Annotated in this window: 20 protein-coding genes; 4 read left to right on the top strand and 16 right to left on the bottom strand. The window is 67.6% G+C overall.

Going from position 1 to position 20,283, the window contains the following annotated elements:
- Window positions 1-8: 8 nt before the first annotated feature.
- From AC13GI_RS10530 to hisS, 3 genes are all read right to left on the bottom strand, one after another.
- Window positions 9-317 carry a YerC/YecD family TrpR-related protein gene (locus AC13GI_RS10530; RefSeq protein ID WP_346565074.1) on the bottom strand — a complete coding sequence of 103 codons (309 nt, stop codon included), beginning with the start codon at window positions 315-317 and terminating at the stop codon, window positions 9-11.
- 193 nt (window positions 318-510) lie between these two features.
- A complete protein-coding gene (locus tag AC13GI_RS10525) occupies window positions 511-807 on the bottom strand; it encodes a hypothetical protein (RefSeq protein WP_482996235.1) in 297 nt (98 codons plus the stop codon).
- A complete protein-coding gene (gene hisS / locus AC13GI_RS10520) occupies window positions 804-2,201 on the bottom strand; it encodes a histidine--tRNA ligase (protein ID WP_482996234.1) in 1,398 nt (465 codons plus the stop codon). The genes AC13GI_RS10525 and hisS overlap by 4 nt, the downstream gene beginning before the upstream one ends.
- 139 nt (window positions 2,202-2,340) lie before the next feature.
- Between hisS and AC13GI_RS10515 the strand changes: the two genes are divergently transcribed.
- Window positions 2,341-3,093 (top strand): Crp/Fnr family transcriptional regulator, encoded by a 753-nt coding sequence (locus AC13GI_RS10515; protein WP_482996233.1) that lies wholly within the window; start codon window positions 2,341-2,343, stop codon window positions 3,091-3,093.
- Between the two features lie 57 nt (window positions 3,094-3,150).
- On the opposite strand, the gene thrC is transcribed toward AC13GI_RS10515, so the two are convergent.
- From thrC to AC13GI_RS10475, 8 genes are all read right to left on the bottom strand, one after another.
- A complete protein-coding gene (gene thrC, locus AC13GI_RS10510) occupies window positions 3,151-4,440 on the bottom strand; it encodes a threonine synthase (protein WP_482996232.1) in 1,290 nt (429 codons plus the stop codon).
- A 29-nt stretch (window positions 4,441-4,469) separates the two neighbouring features.
- Window positions 4,470-5,384: a homoserine kinase gene (locus AC13GI_RS10505; RefSeq protein WP_482996231.1), complete on the bottom strand. Its 915-nt coding sequence runs from the start codon at window positions 5,382-5,384 to the stop codon at window positions 4,470-4,472.
- Window positions 5,381-7,885 (bottom strand): bifunctional aspartate kinase/homoserine dehydrogenase I, encoded by a 2,505-nt coding sequence (thrA, locus tag AC13GI_RS10500; RefSeq protein ID WP_482996230.1) that lies wholly within the window; start codon window positions 7,883-7,885, stop codon window positions 5,381-5,383. The genes AC13GI_RS10505 and thrA overlap by 4 nt, the downstream gene beginning before the upstream one ends.
- A gap of 358 nt (window positions 7,886-8,243) precedes the next feature.
- On the bottom strand, window positions 8,244-9,194 hold the full coding sequence (locus tag AC13GI_RS10495; RefSeq protein WP_482996229.1) for a DMT family transporter: 951 nt from the start codon (window positions 9,192-9,194) through the stop codon (window positions 8,244-8,246).
- 70 nt (window positions 9,195-9,264) lie between these two features.
- Complete coding sequence (locus AC13GI_RS10490; protein ID WP_482996228.1) at window positions 9,265-9,963, bottom strand: helix-turn-helix domain-containing protein; 699 nt, start codon at window positions 9,961-9,963, stop codon at window positions 9,265-9,267.
- Window positions 9,964-10,029: 66 nt separating this feature from the next.
- Window positions 10,030-11,082 (bottom strand): linear amide C-N hydrolase, encoded by a 1,053-nt coding sequence (locus AC13GI_RS10485; protein WP_482996227.1) that lies wholly within the window; start codon window positions 11,080-11,082, stop codon window positions 10,030-10,032.
- 63 nt (window positions 11,083-11,145) lie between these two features.
- Window positions 11,146-11,559: a DUF6691 family protein gene (locus AC13GI_RS10480; RefSeq protein WP_482996226.1), complete on the bottom strand. Its 414-nt coding sequence runs from the start codon at window positions 11,557-11,559 to the stop codon at window positions 11,146-11,148.
- On the bottom strand, window positions 11,556-11,993 hold the full coding sequence (locus tag AC13GI_RS10475; RefSeq protein ID WP_482996225.1) for a YeeE/YedE family protein: 438 nt from the start codon (window positions 11,991-11,993) through the stop codon (window positions 11,556-11,558). Before AC13GI_RS10475 ends, AC13GI_RS10480 begins: the two co-directional genes overlap by 4 nt.
- An 87-nt stretch (window positions 11,994-12,080) precedes the next feature.
- Between AC13GI_RS10475 and AC13GI_RS10470 the strand changes: the two genes are divergently transcribed.
- Window positions 12,081-12,398, top strand: a complete 318-nt coding sequence (locus AC13GI_RS10470) for an ArsR/SmtB family transcription factor (RefSeq protein ID WP_482996224.1) — start codon at window positions 12,081-12,083, stop codon at window positions 12,396-12,398.
- Window positions 12,399-12,401: 3 nt separating this feature from the next.
- Here AC13GI_RS10470 and AC13GI_RS10465 read toward each other — a convergent pair whose 3' ends face one another.
- The 5 genes from AC13GI_RS10465 to AC13GI_RS10445 form a co-directional block, all read right to left on the bottom strand.
- The gene (locus tag AC13GI_RS10465) at window positions 12,402-12,830 is read right to left on the bottom strand and encodes a BLUF domain-containing protein (RefSeq protein WP_482996223.1); all 429 of its coding nucleotides are present in this window, start codon (window positions 12,828-12,830) and stop codon (window positions 12,402-12,404) included.
- 82 nt (window positions 12,831-12,912) lie between these two features.
- Window positions 12,913-14,052 (bottom strand): hybrid sensor histidine kinase/response regulator, encoded by a 1,140-nt coding sequence (locus AC13GI_RS10460; protein ID WP_482996222.1) that lies wholly within the window; start codon window positions 14,050-14,052, stop codon window positions 12,913-12,915.
- Window positions 14,049-14,624: a chemotaxis protein CheB gene (locus AC13GI_RS10455; protein ID WP_482996221.1), complete on the bottom strand. Its 576-nt coding sequence runs from the start codon at window positions 14,622-14,624 to the stop codon at window positions 14,049-14,051. Before AC13GI_RS10455 ends, AC13GI_RS10460 begins: the two co-directional genes overlap by 4 nt.
- Entirely contained in the window at window positions 14,624-15,448 is an 825-nt protein-coding gene (locus tag AC13GI_RS10450; RefSeq protein WP_089240793.1) for a CheR family methyltransferase, read from the bottom strand. The genes AC13GI_RS10455 and AC13GI_RS10450 overlap by 1 nt, the downstream gene beginning before the upstream one ends.
- Window positions 15,445-18,543: a response regulator gene (locus tag AC13GI_RS10445; RefSeq protein WP_346578675.1), complete on the bottom strand. Its 3,099-nt coding sequence runs from the start codon at window positions 18,541-18,543 to the stop codon at window positions 15,445-15,447. Before AC13GI_RS10445 ends, AC13GI_RS10450 begins: the two co-directional genes overlap by 4 nt.
- Window positions 18,544-18,694: 151 nt before the next feature.
- Here AC13GI_RS10445 and AC13GI_RS10440 point away from each other — a divergent pair, with 151 nt between their 5' ends.
- Together AC13GI_RS10440 and AC13GI_RS10435 are read left to right on the top strand one after the other, a co-directional pair.
- On the top strand, window positions 18,695-19,855 hold the full coding sequence (locus AC13GI_RS10440) for a two-component system sensor histidine kinase NtrB (protein ID WP_406779683.1): 1,161 nt from the start codon (window positions 18,695-18,697) through the stop codon (window positions 19,853-19,855).
- On the top strand, window positions 19,845-20,204 hold the full coding sequence (locus tag AC13GI_RS10435) for a response regulator (protein ID WP_353099819.1): 360 nt from the start codon (window positions 19,845-19,847) through the stop codon (window positions 20,202-20,204). The genes AC13GI_RS10440 and AC13GI_RS10435 overlap by 11 nt, the downstream gene beginning before the upstream one ends.
- Window positions 20,205-20,283 lie beyond the last annotated feature (79 nt).

The raw sequence follows: 20,283 nt of genomic DNA, 5'->3' as shown, positions 1-20,283 counted from the left end.
GGCGCGGATCAGCGCGAAGCAAGGCGGTCGACGGCGGCGGCATAGCCTCGATGGCCATGCTCGAGCGTGCGTGCCACGCGCCCGGTGGTGGTCACGCTGACGCCGGTGCGCTCGTGGATCTCGCGGTAGGGCACGCCCTGCTGCAGCAGCGGCACCACCTTCCAGCGGTCGGCCATGGCTTCCAGCTCGGCCGGCGTGCACAGGTCACGCAGGAAGGCGACCACCTGTTCCGGCTCGCGCAGGGCGGCAAAGGCCTGGGCCAGGGCGTCCAGATCGGCTTGCGGGTCTTTGACGGCGATGTCGGGGCGGGCTTTCACGGGCAGGACTCTTGCATCAATGTAATAGCGTGTTAGTACATTAACGCATTCTTGCGCACTGCGTCAAACCGCGAGGCCATGGGGTCAGATCCGTTTTCCCGGGGAAAACGGATCTGACCCCGGAACCGGGCGGCGGAAACGAAAACGCCCACCGGGCGGTGGGCGTTCGGATGCTGCGATGGACGTGGCCCCATCAGGGCAGACAGCGGACCTCCGCCTGCAGCGCGCCGCGCCGCAGGCATTCGCCGAACAGGCTGCCCTGCCGGCTGGGATGGGACTGCAGGTTCTGCAGCCCCCCTGCCCGACCCGCGCACGCACGCTCGGCCAGGGCCTGCAGATCCTGCTCCAGCTGCGCCCGGTCGATCACATGGCAGCGATCAACCATCAGCTGATACTGGGCCGGGCCGATCCGGGTGCTGCGCAGCGCCGGATCACTCTGGCAGCCCGCCAGCAGGAGCAGCATCAGCGCCCCTGCGGCGGCAGGCTTCATGCCATGACCCGCGACTGCTCCAGTTCGACCTGCAGGGTGCTGGCCAGCTCGTCGCGGGAAACTTCGAACTGCTGCTCGCGCAGCAGGTCCTTTACCGCCACCACGCCACGCGCCAGTTCGTCCTCGCCCGCCAGCACCACGAAACGGATACCTGCCTTGGCCGCGTACTGGAACTGCTTGCCGATCTTCTTCGGCTCCATCTGCACTTCGGTGTTGATGCCACCGGCACGCAGGCGACGGGCAATGTCCAGCGACTGCGGCATGCCCTGCTCGTCCATCAGTGCCACCAGCGCCTGCACGCTGCTGGCTTCGATGCCCTCGATCAGGCCGGCTTCGCGCAGCTGCCAGAACAGGCGCGACAGACCGATGGAAATGCCCACGCCTGGCAACTTGGACTTGCTGTAGTGGCTGGCCAGGTCTTCGTAACGGCCGCCCGAGCAGATCGAACCGATCTGCGGGTGGTCGGTCAGCGTGGTCTCGTACACCGTGCCGGTGTAGTAGTCCAGGCCACGTGCGATGGAGAAGTTCAGGCAGTACGCGGTTTCCGGCACGCCCAATGCCTGCACCAGCTGCAGCACTTCGCGCAGCTCGGCCACGCCGGCACGCAGGATCTCCGACGAACCGGCACCGGCTTCCAGTGCCGCCAGCTGCGCCAGCGCATCGGCATGCCCCTGCGAACGCACGGCGACGAAGGCAAGAATCTTCTCGACCTGTTCGGCCGGAATGTTGAAACCCTCGCCCACCAGCGTTTCGCGCACGTAGTCGGGGCCACGCTTGTCCAGCTTGTCCACTTCGCGCAGCACCGCCAGCTGGCGCTCGCCTTCGGCCACGCCCAGGCTCTCGAAGAAGCCGCGCAGCAGCTTGCGGTTGTTCAGCTGGATGCTGAAGTCACCGATGCGCAGTTCGGCAAACACCGCGTGGATGACCGCCAGCACTTCGGCGTCGTAGCGCACGCTCAGACTGTCCTTGCCGATCACGTCGATGTCGCACTGGTAGAACTCGCGGAAGCGACCGCGCTGGGCACGCTCGCCGCGGTAGACGCGCTGCATCTGGTAGCGACGGAACGGGAAGGTCAACTCGTGTTCGTGCTCGGCCACGTAGCGCGCCAGCGGCACGGTCAGGTCGAAGCGCAGTGCCATCTCCGGCAGCGAACGGTCGCCGGATTCGGCGGCGTTGGCCAACGCGCCGGTGGACTGCACGAAATACACCTGGCGCTCGGTCTCGCCGCCGGACTTGGTCAGCAGCACATCGGACAGCTCGAACACCGGCGTCTCCACCGGCAGGAACCCGAAGCGCTCGTAGTTGCGGCGGATGACGTCCAGCATGCGCTGGAACGCAATCTGCTCGCGCGGCAGCAGTTCAAGGGTGCCGGGCGGGGTACGGGGCTTGATCACGGGCGGAACTCCTGCGGGAACGGGGACGTGGGAGGGGCCGACATTCTAGCGCCCCACATCGCATTGCCGTGGAATACCGGGTCCAACGGCCGCTTGAAGTATCATAAAGCCCTCCCCGCCCGCGATACGCCCACGCAACATGTCCCGGCCTTCCGGCGCTCCGACCGCCACCAACGACCCCGCCGCGCCGTCCTGCGCCACGCTGGACTGCCTGCACTGCTCGGTACGCCACCTGGCGGTGTGCTCTGCGCTGTCGCCCGATGAGGTGCAGGCGCTGGAACAGGTGACCGTGTCGCAGCAGGTGACGATGGGCAGCACCCTCGCCCGCAGCGGTGAAGAGCGCCTGCATGTCTATACATTGACCGGTGGTGCATTGCGGCTGGTGCGTACGCTTGCCGATGGCCGCCGCCAGATCAATGGCTTCGTGCTGCCCGGCGACTACCTGGGCCTGAGCGGCAGCGACCACCATCGCTACGACATCGAGGCCATCGCCGACAGCCGCGTGTGCCGCGTTGCCCTGCCGCAGATGAAGGGCCTGCGTGCCCGTTATCCGCACCTTGAGCGCAAGCTGCTGCAACGCGCCTGCCAGGAACTGGATGCCGCGCAGGATGCCGCGCTGGCATTGGCGCGCCTGCAACCGGCGGAAAAACTCGCTGATTTCCTGCTTCGCCTGGCCGCCCGCGAGGCCAAGCTGGGCGGCGATGGCCTGCGCGTTTCGCTGCCGATGGGCCGCGGCGACATTGCCGACCATCTGGGCCTGACCATGGAGACGGTCAGCCGCACCTTCACCAAGCTGCGCCAGCAGGGCCTGATCGCCCTGCCCCATCTGAACGTCGTTGAGATCCTCGACGAGGATGGCCTGCGCGGCCTGGCCGGTGAAGTGCTGGGCTGAGTGCCCGATCGGTATCGGGTTGCCGGCCAGCGGCCGGCAACCACGCAGACGCCTCCGTCAACGCAACAACACCCCGCGCAACGCTGCGTAATCGGCCGCCAGCGGCTCGGCATGCGCTGGACGCTGCAGCAGCGCGCCCAGTGCCGGCGGCACCGCCACCGTTTCACCGACCAACGGTTCCACCACCGCCTCGAATTTGGCCGGGTGCGCGGTAGCGACCACCGCCCAATCGCCCTTGGCGCCGCCTGTGCGCAGATCCTGCAGCACCTTCACCGCCGTGGCCGTGTGCGGGCAGAAAAGTTCACCGTCGCTGGCATGGGCGCTGGCAATGGTCGCGCGGATGGTCACGTCATCCACTGCGAAGGCGCGGAACGCCGCGCGCAGCTCCGCATCGTCGCCGTGGTAGAGCCAGCGCAGCCGCTCGAAATTGCTGGGAGCGCCGACATCCATGGCGTTGGCCACGGTCGCAATGCTGGCCGCTGGCTGGTACTGATTGCCGCCGAAGTAGCGCGGCAGCACCGCGTTGGCATTGGTCGCCAGCACGATCTGTCCGATCGGCACGCCCAGCGCACGCGCCAGCACCGCCGCCATCGCATTGCCGAGATTTCCGGTCGGCACCACCAGGTTCAAGCGCCGCTGGTGCTGCGCATGATGGCTCAGTGCCGCGTGCGCGTAATAGCTCATCTGCGGCAGCAGCCGGCCCAGGCTGATGCTGTTGGCTGAACTCAGCGGTACCTGTGCCTGCAGATCGCGATCGGCCAGTGCCTGCTTGACCATCGCCTGGCAATCATCGAACGAACCGGCCACCCGCAGCGCCTGGATGTTGTCGCCGAAGCAGCCGAGCTGATGCGCCTGTCGCGGCGACACCCGCCCATCCGGGTACAGCACCACCACGCGTACACCAGGCTGCTGGTGGAAGGCTGCCGCGACCGCCGCGCCGGTGTCACCGGAGGTGGCCACCACGATGGTCAGGTCGCGCTCCTTGCCGGTCTGCAGCCGCGACAGCACGCCGGCGAGGAAACGCGCACCGATGTCCTTGAACGCCGCCGTCGGCCCATGGAACAGCTCCAGCACGTGATCACCACTGTTGCCCAGCGCACGCAACGGCACGGGGAAATCGAAGGCCTCACGGCAGATCGATGGCAAGGCATCGGCCAGCGCATCCCCGTCGAAGAAAGGCGCCAGCAGGTCTGCGGCGGTGTCGGCCAGGGTCGCACCGGCCTGCAGCGTGCGCGGTGCCGGCAGCACCTGCGGCACGTACAGCCCACCATCGGGCGCAAGACCCGCGGCGATGGCCGCACTGAGTCCAACAGCCGGCGACTGGCCACGGGTCGAAACAAATTGCATGGGATCGATATCCGGTAGGGAGGAAGAAGTCAGCACAAACGGGCTCCGGCTGCATCCAGCGGCGAGACCCAGGCATCGCTGTCGAAACCGGCCGCGGCGAACGCCGCACGCACGGGTTCCGCTGCCGCGCGCGCCTGGTCGGCATCTTCAAACCAGGCGAATAAGCTGGGCCCGGCGCCGGAAATGCCTGCGCCCATCGCACCTGCCGCCAATGCCGCATCGCGCGCCGCGTCGAAGCCCACGATCAGGCCCGCCCGCCGCGGCTCGACCAGCACATCACGCAGGCCCGCGCGCACCAGCGATGCATCACTGCGATGGCAACCACTCAACACCAGCCCCAGGTTGGCGCTCTGCGCAACGAATTCGCCCAACGCATAGCTGCCCTGCAGCGCCTGCCGCGCGCGCCGGGTTTCCAGCACCGCGTGCGGATGCACCAGCAGGCTGTGCCAGCTGGCCGGCACCGGAATCGGCACCAGGCGATCAGCCGTACACAACGCCACGCCCCCCAGCAACAGCGGGCCGACGTTGTCACCATGGCGGCCACCGCTGGCCACCGCTTCGCCATCCAGTGCAAACGGATACAGCGCTTCGCGCGACAGTGGCACGTCCAACAGCGCATTGGCCGCCACCAGCGCGGCAACGCAGGAGGCGGCCGATCCGCCCATGCCGGAGCCGAAGGGAATGCCCTTGTCGATCTCGATGGCAAAACCGAAGCCCAGCCCCAGTGCCGCCCGCAGCGCGATCAGCGCAGCGCCAGCGGTGTTGCCGGCCGGATCCAGCGGCAGCTCGACCGCACTGCCACGGATGGCGTCGATGCGTACCAAAGGTTCGTCGATGCGGCGCACGCTCACCGTATCGCCGATACCGGCGATGGCGTGACCCAGGATGTCGAAGCCCACGGCCACGTTGGCCACCGATGCGGGCGCGAAGGCGCGTGCGATCACAGCCGCGCCCCTTCGCCGGCCGCCACCCGCAGCAGATCGGCGAACACGCCGGCAGCGGTCACTTCCGGACCCGCGCCCGGGCCCTGCACCACCAGCGGGTTGTCGCAGTAGCGGCGGGTACGGAACTGCACCACGTTGTCGGTCAGCCGCAGGTTGGCGAACGCGTGGTCGGCCGGCAGCTCCTGCAGGCCGACCGAGGCACCATCCGGGCCCAGCCGCGCGACATAGCGCAGCACCGCACCGCGCTCGCGGGCGGCGTGCAGCCGTGCCGACAGCGCGTCGTCCGATTCGCCCAGGCGCCCCATGAAGTCGTCCACGCTTCCCTCGCGCAGCAGCGCCGGCACCAGGCTCTCCACCTGCACCTGCTCCAGGCTGAGTGCATGGCCGGCCTCACGGGCCAGGATCACCAGCTTGCGCGCAACATCCACACCGGACAGATCGTCGCGCGGATCCGGCTCGGTGTAGCCCATCGAGCGCGCCTGTGCCACCAGTTCCGAGAACGGTTGGCTGCCGTCGAAGCGATTGAACAACCAGGCCAGCGTGCCGGAGAAGATGCCTTCGATCGCCAGCACTTCGTCACCGGTATCCACCAGGTCACGCAGCGTGGTGATCACCGGCAGGCCGGCGCCCACCGTGGCCTCGTAGCGGAAGCGCGCACCACTGGCGGCGGCCGCCGCGCGGATGCGCTGGTAGCGCGCGAGCGGCCCGGCGCCGGCCTGCTTGTTCGGGGTCACCACATGGATGCCTGCGGCCAGCCAGCCTTCATAGCGCTCGGCGACCTCGGCGCTGCCACTGCAGTCGATCACCACCGCATGCGGCAGATGTGCGGCCAGCAGGTGCTCGGTGAAGTGGTCCAGGTCGCTGGGCTGTCCGGCGTCCTGCAGCGCTTGCCGCCAGTCTTCATGCAGGCCATCGGCCTCCAGGCGCATGCGCGAGCGTGACGCAAGCGCGCGCAGGCGCAGATCGACGTTGGCCTTGGCCAGCAGTTGCGGGCGCGCGGCCAGCAGCTGGTCCAGCAGCGCCGCACCGACATTGCCCGGACCGATCACGCCCACCGCGAACGTCTGTGGCGACAGCCAGAACCCCGCATGCGCGGCACGCAGCGCGCGGGTCGCATCGGCGCTGCCCACCGCCACCGAGATGTTGCGTTCGGACGACCCCTGCGCGATCGCCAGGATGTTCACCTGCGCCCGTCCCAGCGATTCGAACAGCCGCGCGGCCACGCCCGGCTGGCCTGCCATGCCATCGCCGACCGCAGCCAGCACGCTGACGCCGTCGCTGACCTGCACGCGCTGCACCTGGCCGGCTGCCAGTTCGTGCGAGAACGCCTGCACCACGGCATCGCGACCACGCGCCGCTTCACCCGCACGGACCACACAGCAGATCGAATGTTCGGAGGACCCCTGCGAGATCATCACCACCGAGACCTGCGCCTGGCGCAGCGCGGCGAACACGCGTTCGGCGGTACCCGGCACGCCGATCAGACCGGTGCCTTCCAGGTTCAGCAGGGCCAGATCCGCGCTCAGCGTCAGCCCTTTCACCGGGCCACGTGGTGAGCGCTCGGCGCTGATGCGGGTACCTGGATGGCTGGGCTGGAACGTATTGCGGATGAAGATCGGCAGGCCCAGCCGGATCGCCGGCGACATGGTCTGCGGATGCACCACCTTGGCTCCGAAGTAGGCCAGCTCGCAGGCCTCGTCGTAGCTCAGCGCGTGCAGCTGCACAGCCTCCGGCACCAGCCGCGGGTCGGCCGACAGCACGCCGTCGACGTCGGTCCAGATGTGCAGCTCGTCGGCGTTGAACAGCGCAGCGAAGATCGCACCGGAATAGTCGCTGCCGTTGCGGCCCAGCGTGGTGACACGATCCTGGCGGTCGCGGGCGACGAAACCGGTGGCGACCACGCGCAGCTGCGGGTGCTGCAGCCGCCATGCGGCCAGACGGCCGGCACTGGCATCCCAGTCGACATCCACGCCCAGTTCGCCATGGCCGACCACCAGCACATCGCGTGCATCCAGCACCGCGCAGTCCTCACCCAGCCCACGCAGATGAGTGCCGAGCAACTGCGCGGAGAACACTTCGCCCAGGCCCTGCACGCGGTCGAGCACTTCGCGTGGCAGCTCGCCGATCACCGCCAGGGCGGCCAGCACCTCGGCCAGCTGGTCGAAACGTGCATCGATCCACTCCACGGTGTCGCCCACCTGTTCGCCGAGCAGCGCTACCGCGGCACCGCGATGGCGCGCGCGCAGTGCATGCCAGGCTTCCTGCCAGCCGGCATCGCCCCGGGCTGCCAGGTGCGCCAGCTCGATCAGCGCGTCGGTAACCCCTTTCATGGCCGAAACCACGCTGACCTGCAATGACTCGGGGCGGGCCAGCAGCAGGCCGGCAACATGGCGATAGCGCTCGGCATCGGCCACCGAGGTGCCGCCAAACTTGTGCACGACAGTGGACGGCGCGGCCAGTGCGGACGCAGCGGGCGGATGGGCGGGGGCGATGGAAGACATGCAGACCTCGGTTGGAGGCCCCGTCGCATGCAGGTGGTCGAGTTTCCCCGTCACCTGGATGGTGCGGGGCCGTTGTTTTCGGGAGTTACACGAAGACGACGGGCCGCACCAGGGCAGTGGTGACGGTGGTGGTGGTAATGGTGGTGATGGCGACCGGCGCAGTCGAACGGCCCGCGGTAGCGGGTGCGATCAGACGGGCGTTGGCGGCATCAAGGACCATGGCGTACAGAAAACACCGGCACGATGGCCGCTGTCAAGTGTTGCGCCGCAATATTTCCTTGCGGCGATCATCGGCCAACGTGCCGCTATTTGGTTGCAATTGAGACAAACCGGTGATCGTCGGCTTCAATGCGCCGATTCAGCCGACATGTTCGGTGATCGCGCGTGGCGTGCGGTGCGCATGCGCGCACAACAGCACGCCGCCGACCAGCAGCACGATCGCCAGCAGTTCCAGCAGGCTTGGCCAACGTCGCTGCCAGGCGAAGGCATACAGCAGCGCGAACAGGGTTTCGAACACGATCATCTGGCCGGTGAGGGTCAGCGGCAGCAGGCGACTGGCCCGGTTCCAGAACGCATTGCCGAGGATCGAAGCGACCACCGCAACGCCCGCGCTGATGGTCCAGAACCCACTCCACTGCGCGGCCGTATGAGACCCGCCGTGTCCGATGAACGCCATCGGCACCAGCAGCAGTGACAAACCGCCGGTGGTGACGCCGGTCAACAGCGACCAGTCGTGGCTGGAGAGGTCAGGCCGTCGCGCCAACCAGCGGCTGTTGCCGATGGAGTACAGCGCCCACGAGAACAACGCACCGAACGCGCACAGCAGGCCGATCAGGCGCTGGCGCCAGGGAGTGCCCAGGTGTTCGGACATCAGCGCTTCCCAGCCGACCATCGCCACCCCGAGCATGCACAGGCCCAGCGCCGGCAGCAGCGGCTTCAACGGCACCGCGCCCTGCTCGCGCACGCCCACCAGGGTAACCACGACCGGAATCAGGCCGACAATCAACGAAGCAGCGGCGCCACCGGCCCACTGCACGGCCGTGGCCAACAGCAGGAAGTACACCAGGTTGCCGGCCAGGCTCAGCCACAACAGGCCGATCCATTCGGCGCGACCGAGCTTCGGCGCCAAGCGCTTCCAGCGCGGCAGCAGCAGGGCCACCGCGATCAGGCCATAGACCAGATAGCGGCCGGCGGAAAGCTGCAGTGCATTGAAGGTGTCCAGCACGGCGGGGGCGAGGAAGACCACGCCCCACAGCGCTCCGGCAGCGATGCCATTGACGATGCCCAGAGCAATCGGGTTGTTGCGCATTGCGGGTTCTTGGCGGGAGAGCACAGGCCGCGAAGTGTAGGCGGCAGAGGGTTCGCCGTATTGACCGAGGCTACTGGCCGCCCGCCCGCCGCCATGCTGCCGGCGTCTGCCCGCATTCGCGGCGCAACGCACGAGTCAGTGCACTTTGCTCGGAATACCCTGCGGCAAGTGCGATATCGCTGATCGATGCCGGGCTGACCCGCAACTGGTGCTTGGCCCAACGCAGGCGGCTGGCACTGAGCCAGGCCTGCGGGCTGACCCCGAACTCACGCCGGAACACAGCATGCAGACGGCTTTCGCTGATGCCGACGAAGGTGGCCATGCGCGCGACCGACCACGCCTGCCCCGGCATCGCCTCGACGGCGGCGCACAGGCCCTGCAGGCGTGCGCCGCTGCCGGCCGGGGCGAACATGTGCAGCAGGTCCGGCAACAGCGCCGGCACCGGCTGCCCTGCCTGCACCCGGGCAAGCCGCTGCCGCAGCGACAACGGCAGGTGCAGCCAGCGTTGCCGGCACAGGTGCTCCTGGGTTGCGTCATCAAGCACGCCCGGCCCGCAGTCGACAATCACGAAACCGTTGGGCCCATCGGCCAGCTGGTCGTGCGCCTCGCCGGCAGCTACAAAGGCGCCCTGCAACAGGTCAAGACGGCCGCCCCTGCCCTCCATCTCGAACTGCAGCTCACCCTGCAGGGGCAACACCCACTGCGCGTAGTCGTGGCGATCCAGGCCGGTGGCCTGGCCGTAGTGCCGTAGATGGAAGATCGCGCCCATTCAACGAGTGTGCGCGCGCCGCTGCCGGCCCGCAACGTTGCCAGGCGCTGGCGGCACAGCCTCGCGTTAACCCTCCACGCCAAGGAAGGTGAACGGTGCGCTGGGCACGAAATGGCCCAGTGCATCGCCGGCAAACGTATTGCGCTGGTCGCGGCCGAGATCGAGCTTGAGCACCTTGCCGCCGAAATCGACCTTGTTCAGATCCACCCAGAAGGTGTTCGGGGTCAGCGCCGACTCGAAGAAGTACAGGCGCCGCTTGTGGTCGGCGACCGTGCGCCAGCGGGTGGACGAGATGTTGGGCTCGCCCGGCGTGGTGATGCCGAACGGCACCGAAACGTTGCGGATAACGCTGAACACACTGGCCAGCGCCTCCACCGGATCTTCCGCTTTCGGAATCGCATTGATATAGAACGAGGCGCGCGCGAAGCGGTCGGCCGAACGGTTGGTGCCTGGCAGCATCACCGTGCCACCGATCTGCTGCCAGTAGCTGTTCAACGCCAGCTGCTGGTCGAAGACCGGCGAATTGGTCATCACCTGGTAGCGGCGGTCATGGTGGATCACCTGGCGCCCGCCGATGTATTCAACGATCGCGCTGTCACCCGTGGCGTCGGACAGCGACAGGTGCAGCGTCGCCTGGCGGTCCTCGCCCGGCACCTTGTCGGTGACGATCGAATACGGCTCGCGCTGCAGGGCGGTCACGGCCTCGTCCACCGTCGCGAAATTATCCAGCACGTACTGCGCCCACAACGAGATCGACAGGCCAGGCTTGCCGCTGCGCTGGGCCGGATACTCGGACTCGACCAGCCACAGCAGATTGGCGACCAGGCCCTTCTCGTTCATGCCGTCGGTGGTGGAGATGTCATAGCCGGTGGCCACCACGCTGCCGTAGCGCGCAGTCCAGGCGATCGACCCCGGCCCGGCCTTTCCGGTGCGCGCGATGCCACGCGGCAATACGTAGAGATTGGTGGCGACGTCCACTTTCCAGTCCATCGAGCGGGCGGTGATGACATCGCCGTTGTCGCCCAGATACACCGCGCGTGTGCAGGCCAGCGCCGGCATCGCCGCCGTCGCCAGTGCCGCCATCAACAACGCGCTGCCCTTCCATTTCATCCGTGCCATGTCGTGCTCCGTTCCCCGGGAAAAGTGATCTGAACCCCGCACCGGTGAGGCAAACGTGAAACCTCAGCGCAGCCAGCGGTCATGCAGCCAGAAACCGGCTGCCATCGCGGGCACGAACCACAGGGCTTCGCGCGCCCCCACCGCGAACGCGGCGAGCGCCGGCCCAGGGCAGTAGCCGACCCAGCCCCAGCCGATACCGAACACTGCCGCGCCCAGCAGCAACCGCCCGTCGACCGCCTGCGCCGTCGGCAGCTGGAAGCGCTCGGCGCAGCATGGACGTTGCCGCCGCCGCAGCCAGAACTGGCCCAGTGCGCTGACCAGCAGCGCCGACGCCAGCACCCAGGCAAGCGTGGGATCGAAGTCGCCAGCCACATCGAGGAAGCCCAGCACGCGACGCGGGTCGGTCATGCCGGCCAGCGCGAGGCCGGCACCGAACAGGCCACCAGCAGCACAGGCGGCCCACAAGCTGCGGCTCATGCCAGGCCTCCGCCGTGGCGCACCAGGAACGTGGTGAGCATCGCGCAGGCCATGAACACCAACACCGCCACCAGCGATCGTCGTGAACCCCGGGCAAGGCCACAGACACCGTGGCCGCTGGTGCAACCATTGCCCAGCCGCGTACCGAAGCCGACCAGCAAACCGGCACCGATCACTTGCCAGGCCGGCAGTGCGTCACGCAACAACGCGCGCGCTGGCTGCCCCGCGCCCGCCTGCCAGCTCAGCACCGCTGCAGCCGCCACCATCAGTCCGAGCAGGAACGCCCAGCGCCAGCCACGATCACCACGTGGTGCGGCCACGGTGCCGGCGGTGATGCCGCTGATGCCCGCCACCCGACCGAGCGTGGCCAGCAGCAGCACCGCCGACGCACCGATCAGGCCGCCGCCGGCAATTGCCGCCCATGGCAGGTTCATGCCCTGCCCCTCTGCATCGTGCGCATCGGCTTGCCCTTCAATTTAGATTTCTCTAAATTAGACTTTCCTGAACTACCCGGTCAAGCCATGCCCAGCATCACCACGGACAGCGCCGCGATGGCCGCGCATGCCGCGCAGGCGGCCGCCCTGCTGAAATCGCTGGCCCACCCGGCGCGCCTGCGGGTGTTGTGCCGTCTGGTGGAAGGCGAAGCACCGGTGCAGGAACTGCTGACCGTCACTGGGCTGAGCGCATCGGCGCTGTCACAGCATCTGGCCGTGCTGCGCACTCTGGAAGTGGTGGCAACGCGACGACAGGCACAGACACTGCACTATCGGCTGCTGGACGGTCCGGCGCTGGGGGTGCTGCAGGCACTGCACGCGGCGTACTGCGCACCGCAGCGTTAGCGGTCAGCCGGCGCTGAGGGCCGGCCGCACGACTTCGGTCAACAGGTCCACCGCAGTCGGCAACCCACTGTCGCCACGCGCCGTGCGCGCGAATCCCGACCAGTCGCCTGCCGAAAGCTGGCGCAGCAGCGCAGCGTCGACCGGCAACGCGCGCATCCCCCAATAGGGAAACTGGCGCTGGCCAACCCGGCCGCGCGCGAGCTCGACGATGTCGACATGGCTGCCAGCCTGCAGGATGCGCTCGTACACCGAATCGATGCCATCGGGCGGGCCTTCGATGTACTGCAGGAAGCGATCGCCGTCATGCAGCAGCACCCCGGTCACCCCTGCCATCTTGTTGAAGCGCGCCGCATCCTCGACCAGGGTCTGCAGACGCTCGGCGGACAGATCCGGTTTGGCCTGGCTGACATAGGCGATGGCACGCAGTGGCATGGAGCTTCCTTTGCAAGAGTGGTGCCACGGTAGCAGTTGCGGACGAATTCGTCTCAGTACGCTCACGCGCCAGCTGAAGAATTCAGGAAACGACCACGCTGCGCCCATCGCTGCGACGCGGCAGCAACGCCTCGAACACCACCTGCCCGGCGTCGTTGCGCGCGCTCAACTGCCCGCCATGGGCACGCACGAACTGGTCAACGATGTACAGGCCCAGCCCAAGCCCGTTGCTCTGGTGGAAGCTTGCCTTGAAGGGTTCGAACAATCGTGGCAACAACGCCTCATCGACATGGCCTGCATTGCTTACCCGCAGCGCGACCACGCGAGCATCGCCGCCATCGACCTGCACCTGCACCGCCGCGTCGGCACCATGGGTGAGTGCGTTGCCGACCAGGTTGGCGATGATCTGGCCCAGGCGATCCATGTCGCCCTGCAGGGTCGAATCACCCCGGACATCCAGCGCGATGCGGTCGGCTCGATGACCGGCACCGGCTTCCACCAGCACCGCACGCGTGACCTCGGCCAGGTCGCAGGCACCGCTCTGCAGGCGCAGGCCACCACTGCGGATCCGCGAGAAGTCCAGCAGCTGCTCGACCATGCGCGCCATCCGCAGCGTGCTGGCTTCCAGATAGCTCAGCGTCTGCTGCGCACCGGTGTTGTCGGCCGGCAGTTCCAGCGACAGCTTGTCGGCGCACAGCAGGATCGCCGACAGCGGCGTGCGCAGGTCGTGGGTCAGCACCGCCGCCATGGTCTCGTTGAGCTTCAGCGCGCGCTCCAGCGCCTCGTTGCGCGCCTTCAGCAGCTGGCGCTGCTGGTAGAGCTCGATGAACACGTTGACCTTGCTGAGGATCACCTGCGGCGCTACCGGCTTGTGCAGGAAATCCACTGCGCCGGTCTCGTAGCCCTTGAACACCCGCAGCGGATCATCCGGCGAGGCGGTCAGGAAGATGATCGGTACATCGCGGCTGCGCTGCGAGCCGCGCATCAGCTCGGCCAGCATGAAACCGTCGATCTCCGGCATGTGCACGTCCAGCAGCGCCAGCGCCACCTCGTGCTCCAGCAGCAGTTCCAGCGCCTGCGCACCGGAATCGGCCAGCAGCAGGTTGACGCCCTCGCGGCGCAGCAGCGCCTCCATCGCCACCAGGTTCTGCGGCACGTCGTCGACGATCAGCAGGTTGACCGGGGCCTGCGACTGGGCAGGGTCCGGTGGCAACAGGTTCATGCAAACAACTCCTTCAGGCGACGACACATCAGTTCAAGGGACAGCACGGCGTCGGCGCCGGCGTGCTGCAGGGCGGAGGCCGGCATCAGCGATGCCTCGGCCTCCTCGGGGCATTGCAGCCAGGCCTGGCCACCCGCGGCGCGCACTGCAGCCACGCCATCAGTGCCATCGCTGCTGGCACCGGTCAGCAGGAGCGCCAGCACGCGCGTGCCGAACACGACGGCGGCCGATTCGAACAGCGGATCGATAGCCGGCCGCGAGAACAGCACCGGTTCGTCCATCGACAGGGCGATGGCCTGCGCGTCCTCCACCAGCAGGTGGTAGTCCGGCGGCGCGAACGTTACCGTTCCCGCCTGCAGCGGCTGCTTGTCCTCTGCTTCGCGCAGGGTCAACGTGCAGTACGGCGCCAGCACATCGGCGATGCGGCTGGAACGGTCGCGCGGCAGGTGCAGCACTACCAGTACCGGCACCGGCAGGCTGGCCGGCAACGCGCCAAGCACGATCTGCAGGGCGGCCACGCCACCGGCCGATGCGCCGATCACCACCACTGCAGGGCGCGGGACCGGCACCATCAGGCCACCTTCCGGTACAGGCGGTGCTCCCGCGAACAGGCTTCGAACGCATCGTGATGACGACCGAACTGCAGCGACTCCTTGCTGCCCAGGCCGAGGAAGCCACGGTGCACCAAGGCCTCGCGGAACAGGCCCACCGCCCGATCCTGCAGGTCGCGGTTGAAATAGATCAGCACATTGCGGCAGGACACCAGGTGCACTTCCGAAAACACCGTGTCGGTGGCCAGGCTGTGGTCGGCGAACACCACGTTGCGGCGCAGCTGGCGGTCGAAGACCGCGCCGTCGTAGGCAGTGGTGTAATAGTCCGACAGTGACGCGGTGCCGCCGGCGGCAAGGTAGTTCCGGCTGAACTGGGCCAGGCGGTCGATGCCGTAGGCGCCGGCCTCGGCCGTGGCCAATGCCGCAGGGTTGATATCGGTGGCGTAGACGATGCTGCGCTCAAGCAGGCCTTCTTCATGCAGCAGGATTGCCAGCGACCACACTTCCTCGCCGGTACTGCAGCCAGCCACCCACAGCTTCACCGAGGGGTAGGTGCGCAGCACCGGCACCACCTGTTCGCGCATCTGCCGGAAATACTCCGGGTCACGGAACATCTCCGAGACCTGCACGGTGAAGAACTGCATGGCCTGGGCGAACAGCTCCGGCTCGTGCAGCAGCCGATGCTGCAGATCCGACAGGCGCTCGCACTCATAGCGCTGCATGGCCTGGCTGACGCGACGGCGCAGCGAGGACACCGCATAACTGCGGAAGTCGTAGTGGTAGCGCTGGTACAGCGCTTCCAGCAGGACCTTCAGCTCCAGGTCGAACAGCGCCTGCTCGTTCATTGCCGCGAGCACCAGACCCGGCACAGCGATACCAGCTTGTCCACGTCGATGGGCTTGGCGATGTAGTCGTTGGCACCGGCCTGCAGGCAGCGCTCACGGTCGTCAGGCATGGCCTTGGCGGTCAGCGCGATGATCGGCAGGTCCTGCAGGTGGCGTTGCGCGCGGATCTCGCGCATGGCCTGCAGGCCATCCTTCTCCGGCATCATGATGTCCATCAGCACCAGGTCCACCTCGCGCTGGGCCAGCCGATCAACGGCCTCCTGGCCGTTGCGGGCGATCTCCAGCGTTACCCCCAGCGGCTCGAGCACGCTGGACAAGGCGAAGATGTTGCGCACATCGTCCTCGGCCAGCAGCACGGTGCGTCCGTCGAGCACGGTGTCGCGGCGGCGCGCTTCGCGCAGCAGGCGCTGCTGGTCGCTGGGCAGGTTGGCCTCCACGCTGTGCAGGAACAGTGTCACCTCGTCGAGCAGGCGCTCGGGCGAACGCGCGCCCTTGATGATGATGCTCTTGGAGTAGCGGCGCAGGCGCTGTTCTTCCTCGCGGCTGAGGGCACGGCCGGTGTAGACGATGACCGGCGGGAAGCCGACGTCATCGTTGCCGGCCATATGCTCAAGCAGGTCATAGCCACTGCCGTCGGGCAGCGACAGGTCCATCACCATGCAGTCGAAGGTGACCGTGCTCAGCTGTTCCACCGCCGCGGCAAGCGTACCGACTGCGGCGATCTGCAGCTGATCGCGGCCCAGCAGCAGTTCCAGGTTGCGGCGCAGATCGTTGTCGTCCTCCACGATCAGCAGGCGCCGTACGTCGCGCTGGCTGGTCTGTTCAAGCTGCTCGATGGCCGCCACCAACCGTTCACGCGTGGTCGGCTTGATCGCGAAACCGATCGCGCCCAGCTCGCGTGCCACCTGGCTGCGGTCCATGCCCGAGACCACGTGCACCGGAATGTGCCGGGTGTCGGGGTTGCGCTTGAGCCGTTCGAGCACGGTCAGGCCGGAGACGTCGGGCAGGCCGATGTCCAGCAGGATGCCGTTCGGACGCAGGTCCGCCGCCAGCGCCAGCGCTTCTTCGGCGGTCGTGGCTACCACGCAGTCGAAATCGAGCTCGTGCGCCAGCGTCACCAGGGCTTCGGCGAAGACCGCATCATCTTCCACGGCCAGGATCAGTCGCCCGGCGTGGCGACGCCGGCCACGGTCATCGGCCACCGGGGCGGCCGGCGCGGCACTGGGCCGCTGGGCAACAGGCGCAGGGGCCGCTGTCGCGGCGGGGGCCTGCTGTACGGGCGCTGCGACTGCGGTGTCTCCGCCGGCCTCGGACATCGGCGCGCCCTGCAGGGGCAGCTCGAGAATGAAGCAGCTGCCACGGCCTGGCTCGCTGTCCACCTGGATATCACCCCCCATGCGTACCGCAAGGTCGCGCGAGATCGACAGGCCCAGGCCGGTGCCACCGTAACGGCGGCGGGTGCTGCCATCGGCCTGGCGGAAGGCCTCGAAGATCAGCTGCAGCTGGTCGCGTGCGATGCCGATACCGCTGTCGGAGACCTCGAAGCGGATCCTGCCATTGCCGCCGTTGCGCACCTGCAGGCTGACCTTGCCGTGCTCGGTGAACTTCAGTGCATTGGCCAGCAGGTTCTTCAGGATCTGCTGCAGGCGCTGGTTGTCGGCCACCAGCTGGCTGGGGGCCAGGCCATCGGCCTCGATCTGCAGCGCCAGGCCCTTCTGCCGCGCCATCGGCTCGAAGGTTTCGCGCAGCCGCTGCAACACGCTGTCGACCACGATCACTTCGTCGGCCAGTTCAACATGCCCCGCTTCGATGCGCGACAGATCGAGGATGTCGTTGATCAGCGCCAGCAGGTCGTTGTTGGACGACAGGATGGCGCGGGCGTACTTGACCTGCTCGTCGCTGAGCGTGCCGTCCTTGTTGTCGGCCAGCAGCTTGGCCAGGATCAGCGAACTGTTCAGCGGCGTGCGCAGTTCATGCGACATGTTGGCCAGGAACTCGGACTTGTAGCGCGAGGTGGCGGCCAGTTCGTTGCTGTTGCGGACCAGCTGGCCCTGCGCGACCAGCAGCGCCTGCTTCTGCGCCTCCAGCTCGTGGGTGCGCTCTTCCAGCTGCACATTGCTCTGCTCAAGCTCGGCCTGCTGCTGTTCGAGATGGCTCTGCGACTGCATCAGGCTGCGGCTCTGCTCTTCCAGCTCCTCGTTGGCCACCCGCAGTTCTTCCTGCTGTGCCTGCAGCTCTTCGCCCTGGCGCTGCGACTCCTCCAGCAGGACCATCAATTGTCCGCGCAGCATCGAGGTGCGCAATGCCATGCCGATCGTTTCGGCGCAGCGCTCCAGCAGCTCGTCGTCGAGCGCGCGCTGATCGCCCACCACCGAACGGCCGAGCTCGATCACACCGACCACAGCGCCGTCACTGCTGACCGGGGCGAGGATGCGCTCGCGCACAGGCACGCGTCCCAGGCCCGTCTGCAGTTCCAACGTTGCCGCGTCGCCGCCCTGCAGGTGCCGCGCCAGCTGGTCGCGGGCGACCTGCCCTGCCACCCCTTCCTGCAGGCCCAGCGTGGCCGGGATGCCGGTCGGCAACGCCAGCCCCCCGGTCAGCTGCAGGCGGCCTCCCTCCAGCCGATAGAGCGCTCCGACATCCGCGCGCAGGTGGGTCGCCAGCGCCGTCACCGCCGCCTCGGCGATCTGCTCGGGCGCCAGCTCGCCCCGCAGGCCAAGCGCCACTGCGTTCTCCGCTTCCTGCAGCCACAGCGCGCGCATCGCCTCGCGCCGCGCCTGGATGGCACGTGATGCGATGAGTGCGATCATCAGGAAAGCGGCGCCGCCGATGGTCCGGTTGACGAACGAGAAGGACGAGTTGGTGCTGGCCGGCGCCACGTTGTAGCCCACCGCCAGCAGCACGCAGGCGCAGACGGCCACCACGAACGGCACCCGGGCGCTGCGCTGGAACACAGTGACGCCGATGGCCATGAAATAGGCCAGCCATACGGCATAGCCCAGCGGCACCACCAGTTCCAGCGCGGCCGTAGCCGCCACCAGCACCGCCGAGGTCATCCAGATCCAGCGGTCACGCGTAGTCGCACCAGGACGCATGCAGGTCGGTTCCACATTGGAAAAGGGGGGTGATGTTACTCCGTGTCGCATTCAGCCGCATACGACCAATGGCACGGGCGCTGTGTGCACGTCTTCTTCACACTCCACTGCCTACGTTCTCGTCCCTCACAGAGGTAATACGCATTCCATCGTGGTCGCTGCCGCTTCGACGCCGTCCGTGTTGACGGACCCCTCCCGACAGCTGCGATTGCTGATCGACAGCGTGCGCGATCATGCGCTGTACCTGCTCGATCCCGACGGCATCGTCTGCAGCTGGAATCCCGGTGCCGAGCGCATCAAGGGCTATCGGTCGGAAGAGGTCATCGGCACCCACTTCGGGCGCTTCTACCTGCCGGCCGAGCGCGATGCCGGCGAGCCGCAGCGGCTGCTGCGACTGGCGGCGGAAAGCGGGCACCAGGCCGCCGAAGGTTGGCGGGTGCGCCGTGACGGGTCGCCGTTCCGCGCCAGCGTGGTCATCGAGTCGGTGGTCGAGAACGGCGAGCTGGTGGGCTTCGTCAAGATCACCCGCGACATCACCGAGCAGTGGCAGGCGCAACGGCTCCTGCGCGACGCGCAGCGGGCGCTGCGCCAGACCCAGCAGTTCGAGACGGTCGGCCAGCTCAGCCGCGGCCTTGCCCACGAGTTCAACAACCTGCTGACCACCATCGTCAATGCACTGGACCTGCTGTCGGCACGCATGGGTGATGATGAGCGTGCCAATGCCCTGCTCACCACCGCGCAGGCGGCCAGCGATCGGGGTGCCCTGTTGACCCGGCAGCTGCTGGCCTTCAGTACCGGGCAGACCCTGATCCGCGAAACGCTGGACATCAATGCGCGTATCCACGACTGGCTGCCCGCCCTGCAGGCCACCTGCCCTGCCGGCGTCACCCTGGAAACCGCGCTGGCGGCCGGCCTGCCTGCGATACTCAGTGACACCGTGCAGCTGCAGACAGCGCTCGCCAATCTGGTCGGCAACGCTGCGGACGCCACGGTGGGGGGCGGTCGGGTACTGATCGCCACCGCGTTGGAACACCGCATGGACCCCGACGCCGAAACATCACGGCAACGGACCTATGTGACGTTGAGCGTCTGCGATGAGGGCCATGGCATGGCCCCGGACATCGCCGAGCGCGCGACCGAACCCTTCTTCACCACCAAGGACATCGGCAAGGGCAGCGGTCTGGGCCTGAGCCAGGTGTTCGGATTCACCACCCAGAGCGGCGGTTTCGTTGATGTGTCCACCACGCCCGGTGTCGGCACCACGGTCAGCCTGCTGCTCCCTGCTACCGAGGACCCCGCACATGACCGATGATCCGATCCGCGTATTGATGGTGGAGGACCAGACCGATCTGCGCGAGATGATCGGGCTGGCCCTGCGCGACTTCGGCATCGACGTGGCGACCACCGCGGATGCGCAGGAAGCGGTCGCCCTGCTGCAGGGCGGCACGCGTTTCGATGTAGTGTTCAGTGACATCAGCATGCCCAACGGCATGTCCGGCATCGAGCTGAGCGAGCATGTGGCGCGGGACCAGCCGCAGGCACGGATGATCCTGTCCTCCGGCTACGCGCGCTCGCAGTTGCCGCCGCTGCCCGAGCAGGTGGAATTCCTGCCCAAGCCGTATCGGTTGCGGCAGCTGGTGGAGCTGCTCAAGCAGGAGTGAGGGACCGCTGTTCTGCCAGGCATGGCCTGGCACTACCGGGTAGCGAGCGTTGCTTTTTTGCCAGGCATGGCCTGGCACT

Source organism: Stenotrophomonas sp. 82F1, assembly GCF_056861525.1.
The sequence above is the reverse complement of the archived record's forward strand: the minus strand, read 5'-3'. Positions and strand labels throughout refer to the sequence as shown.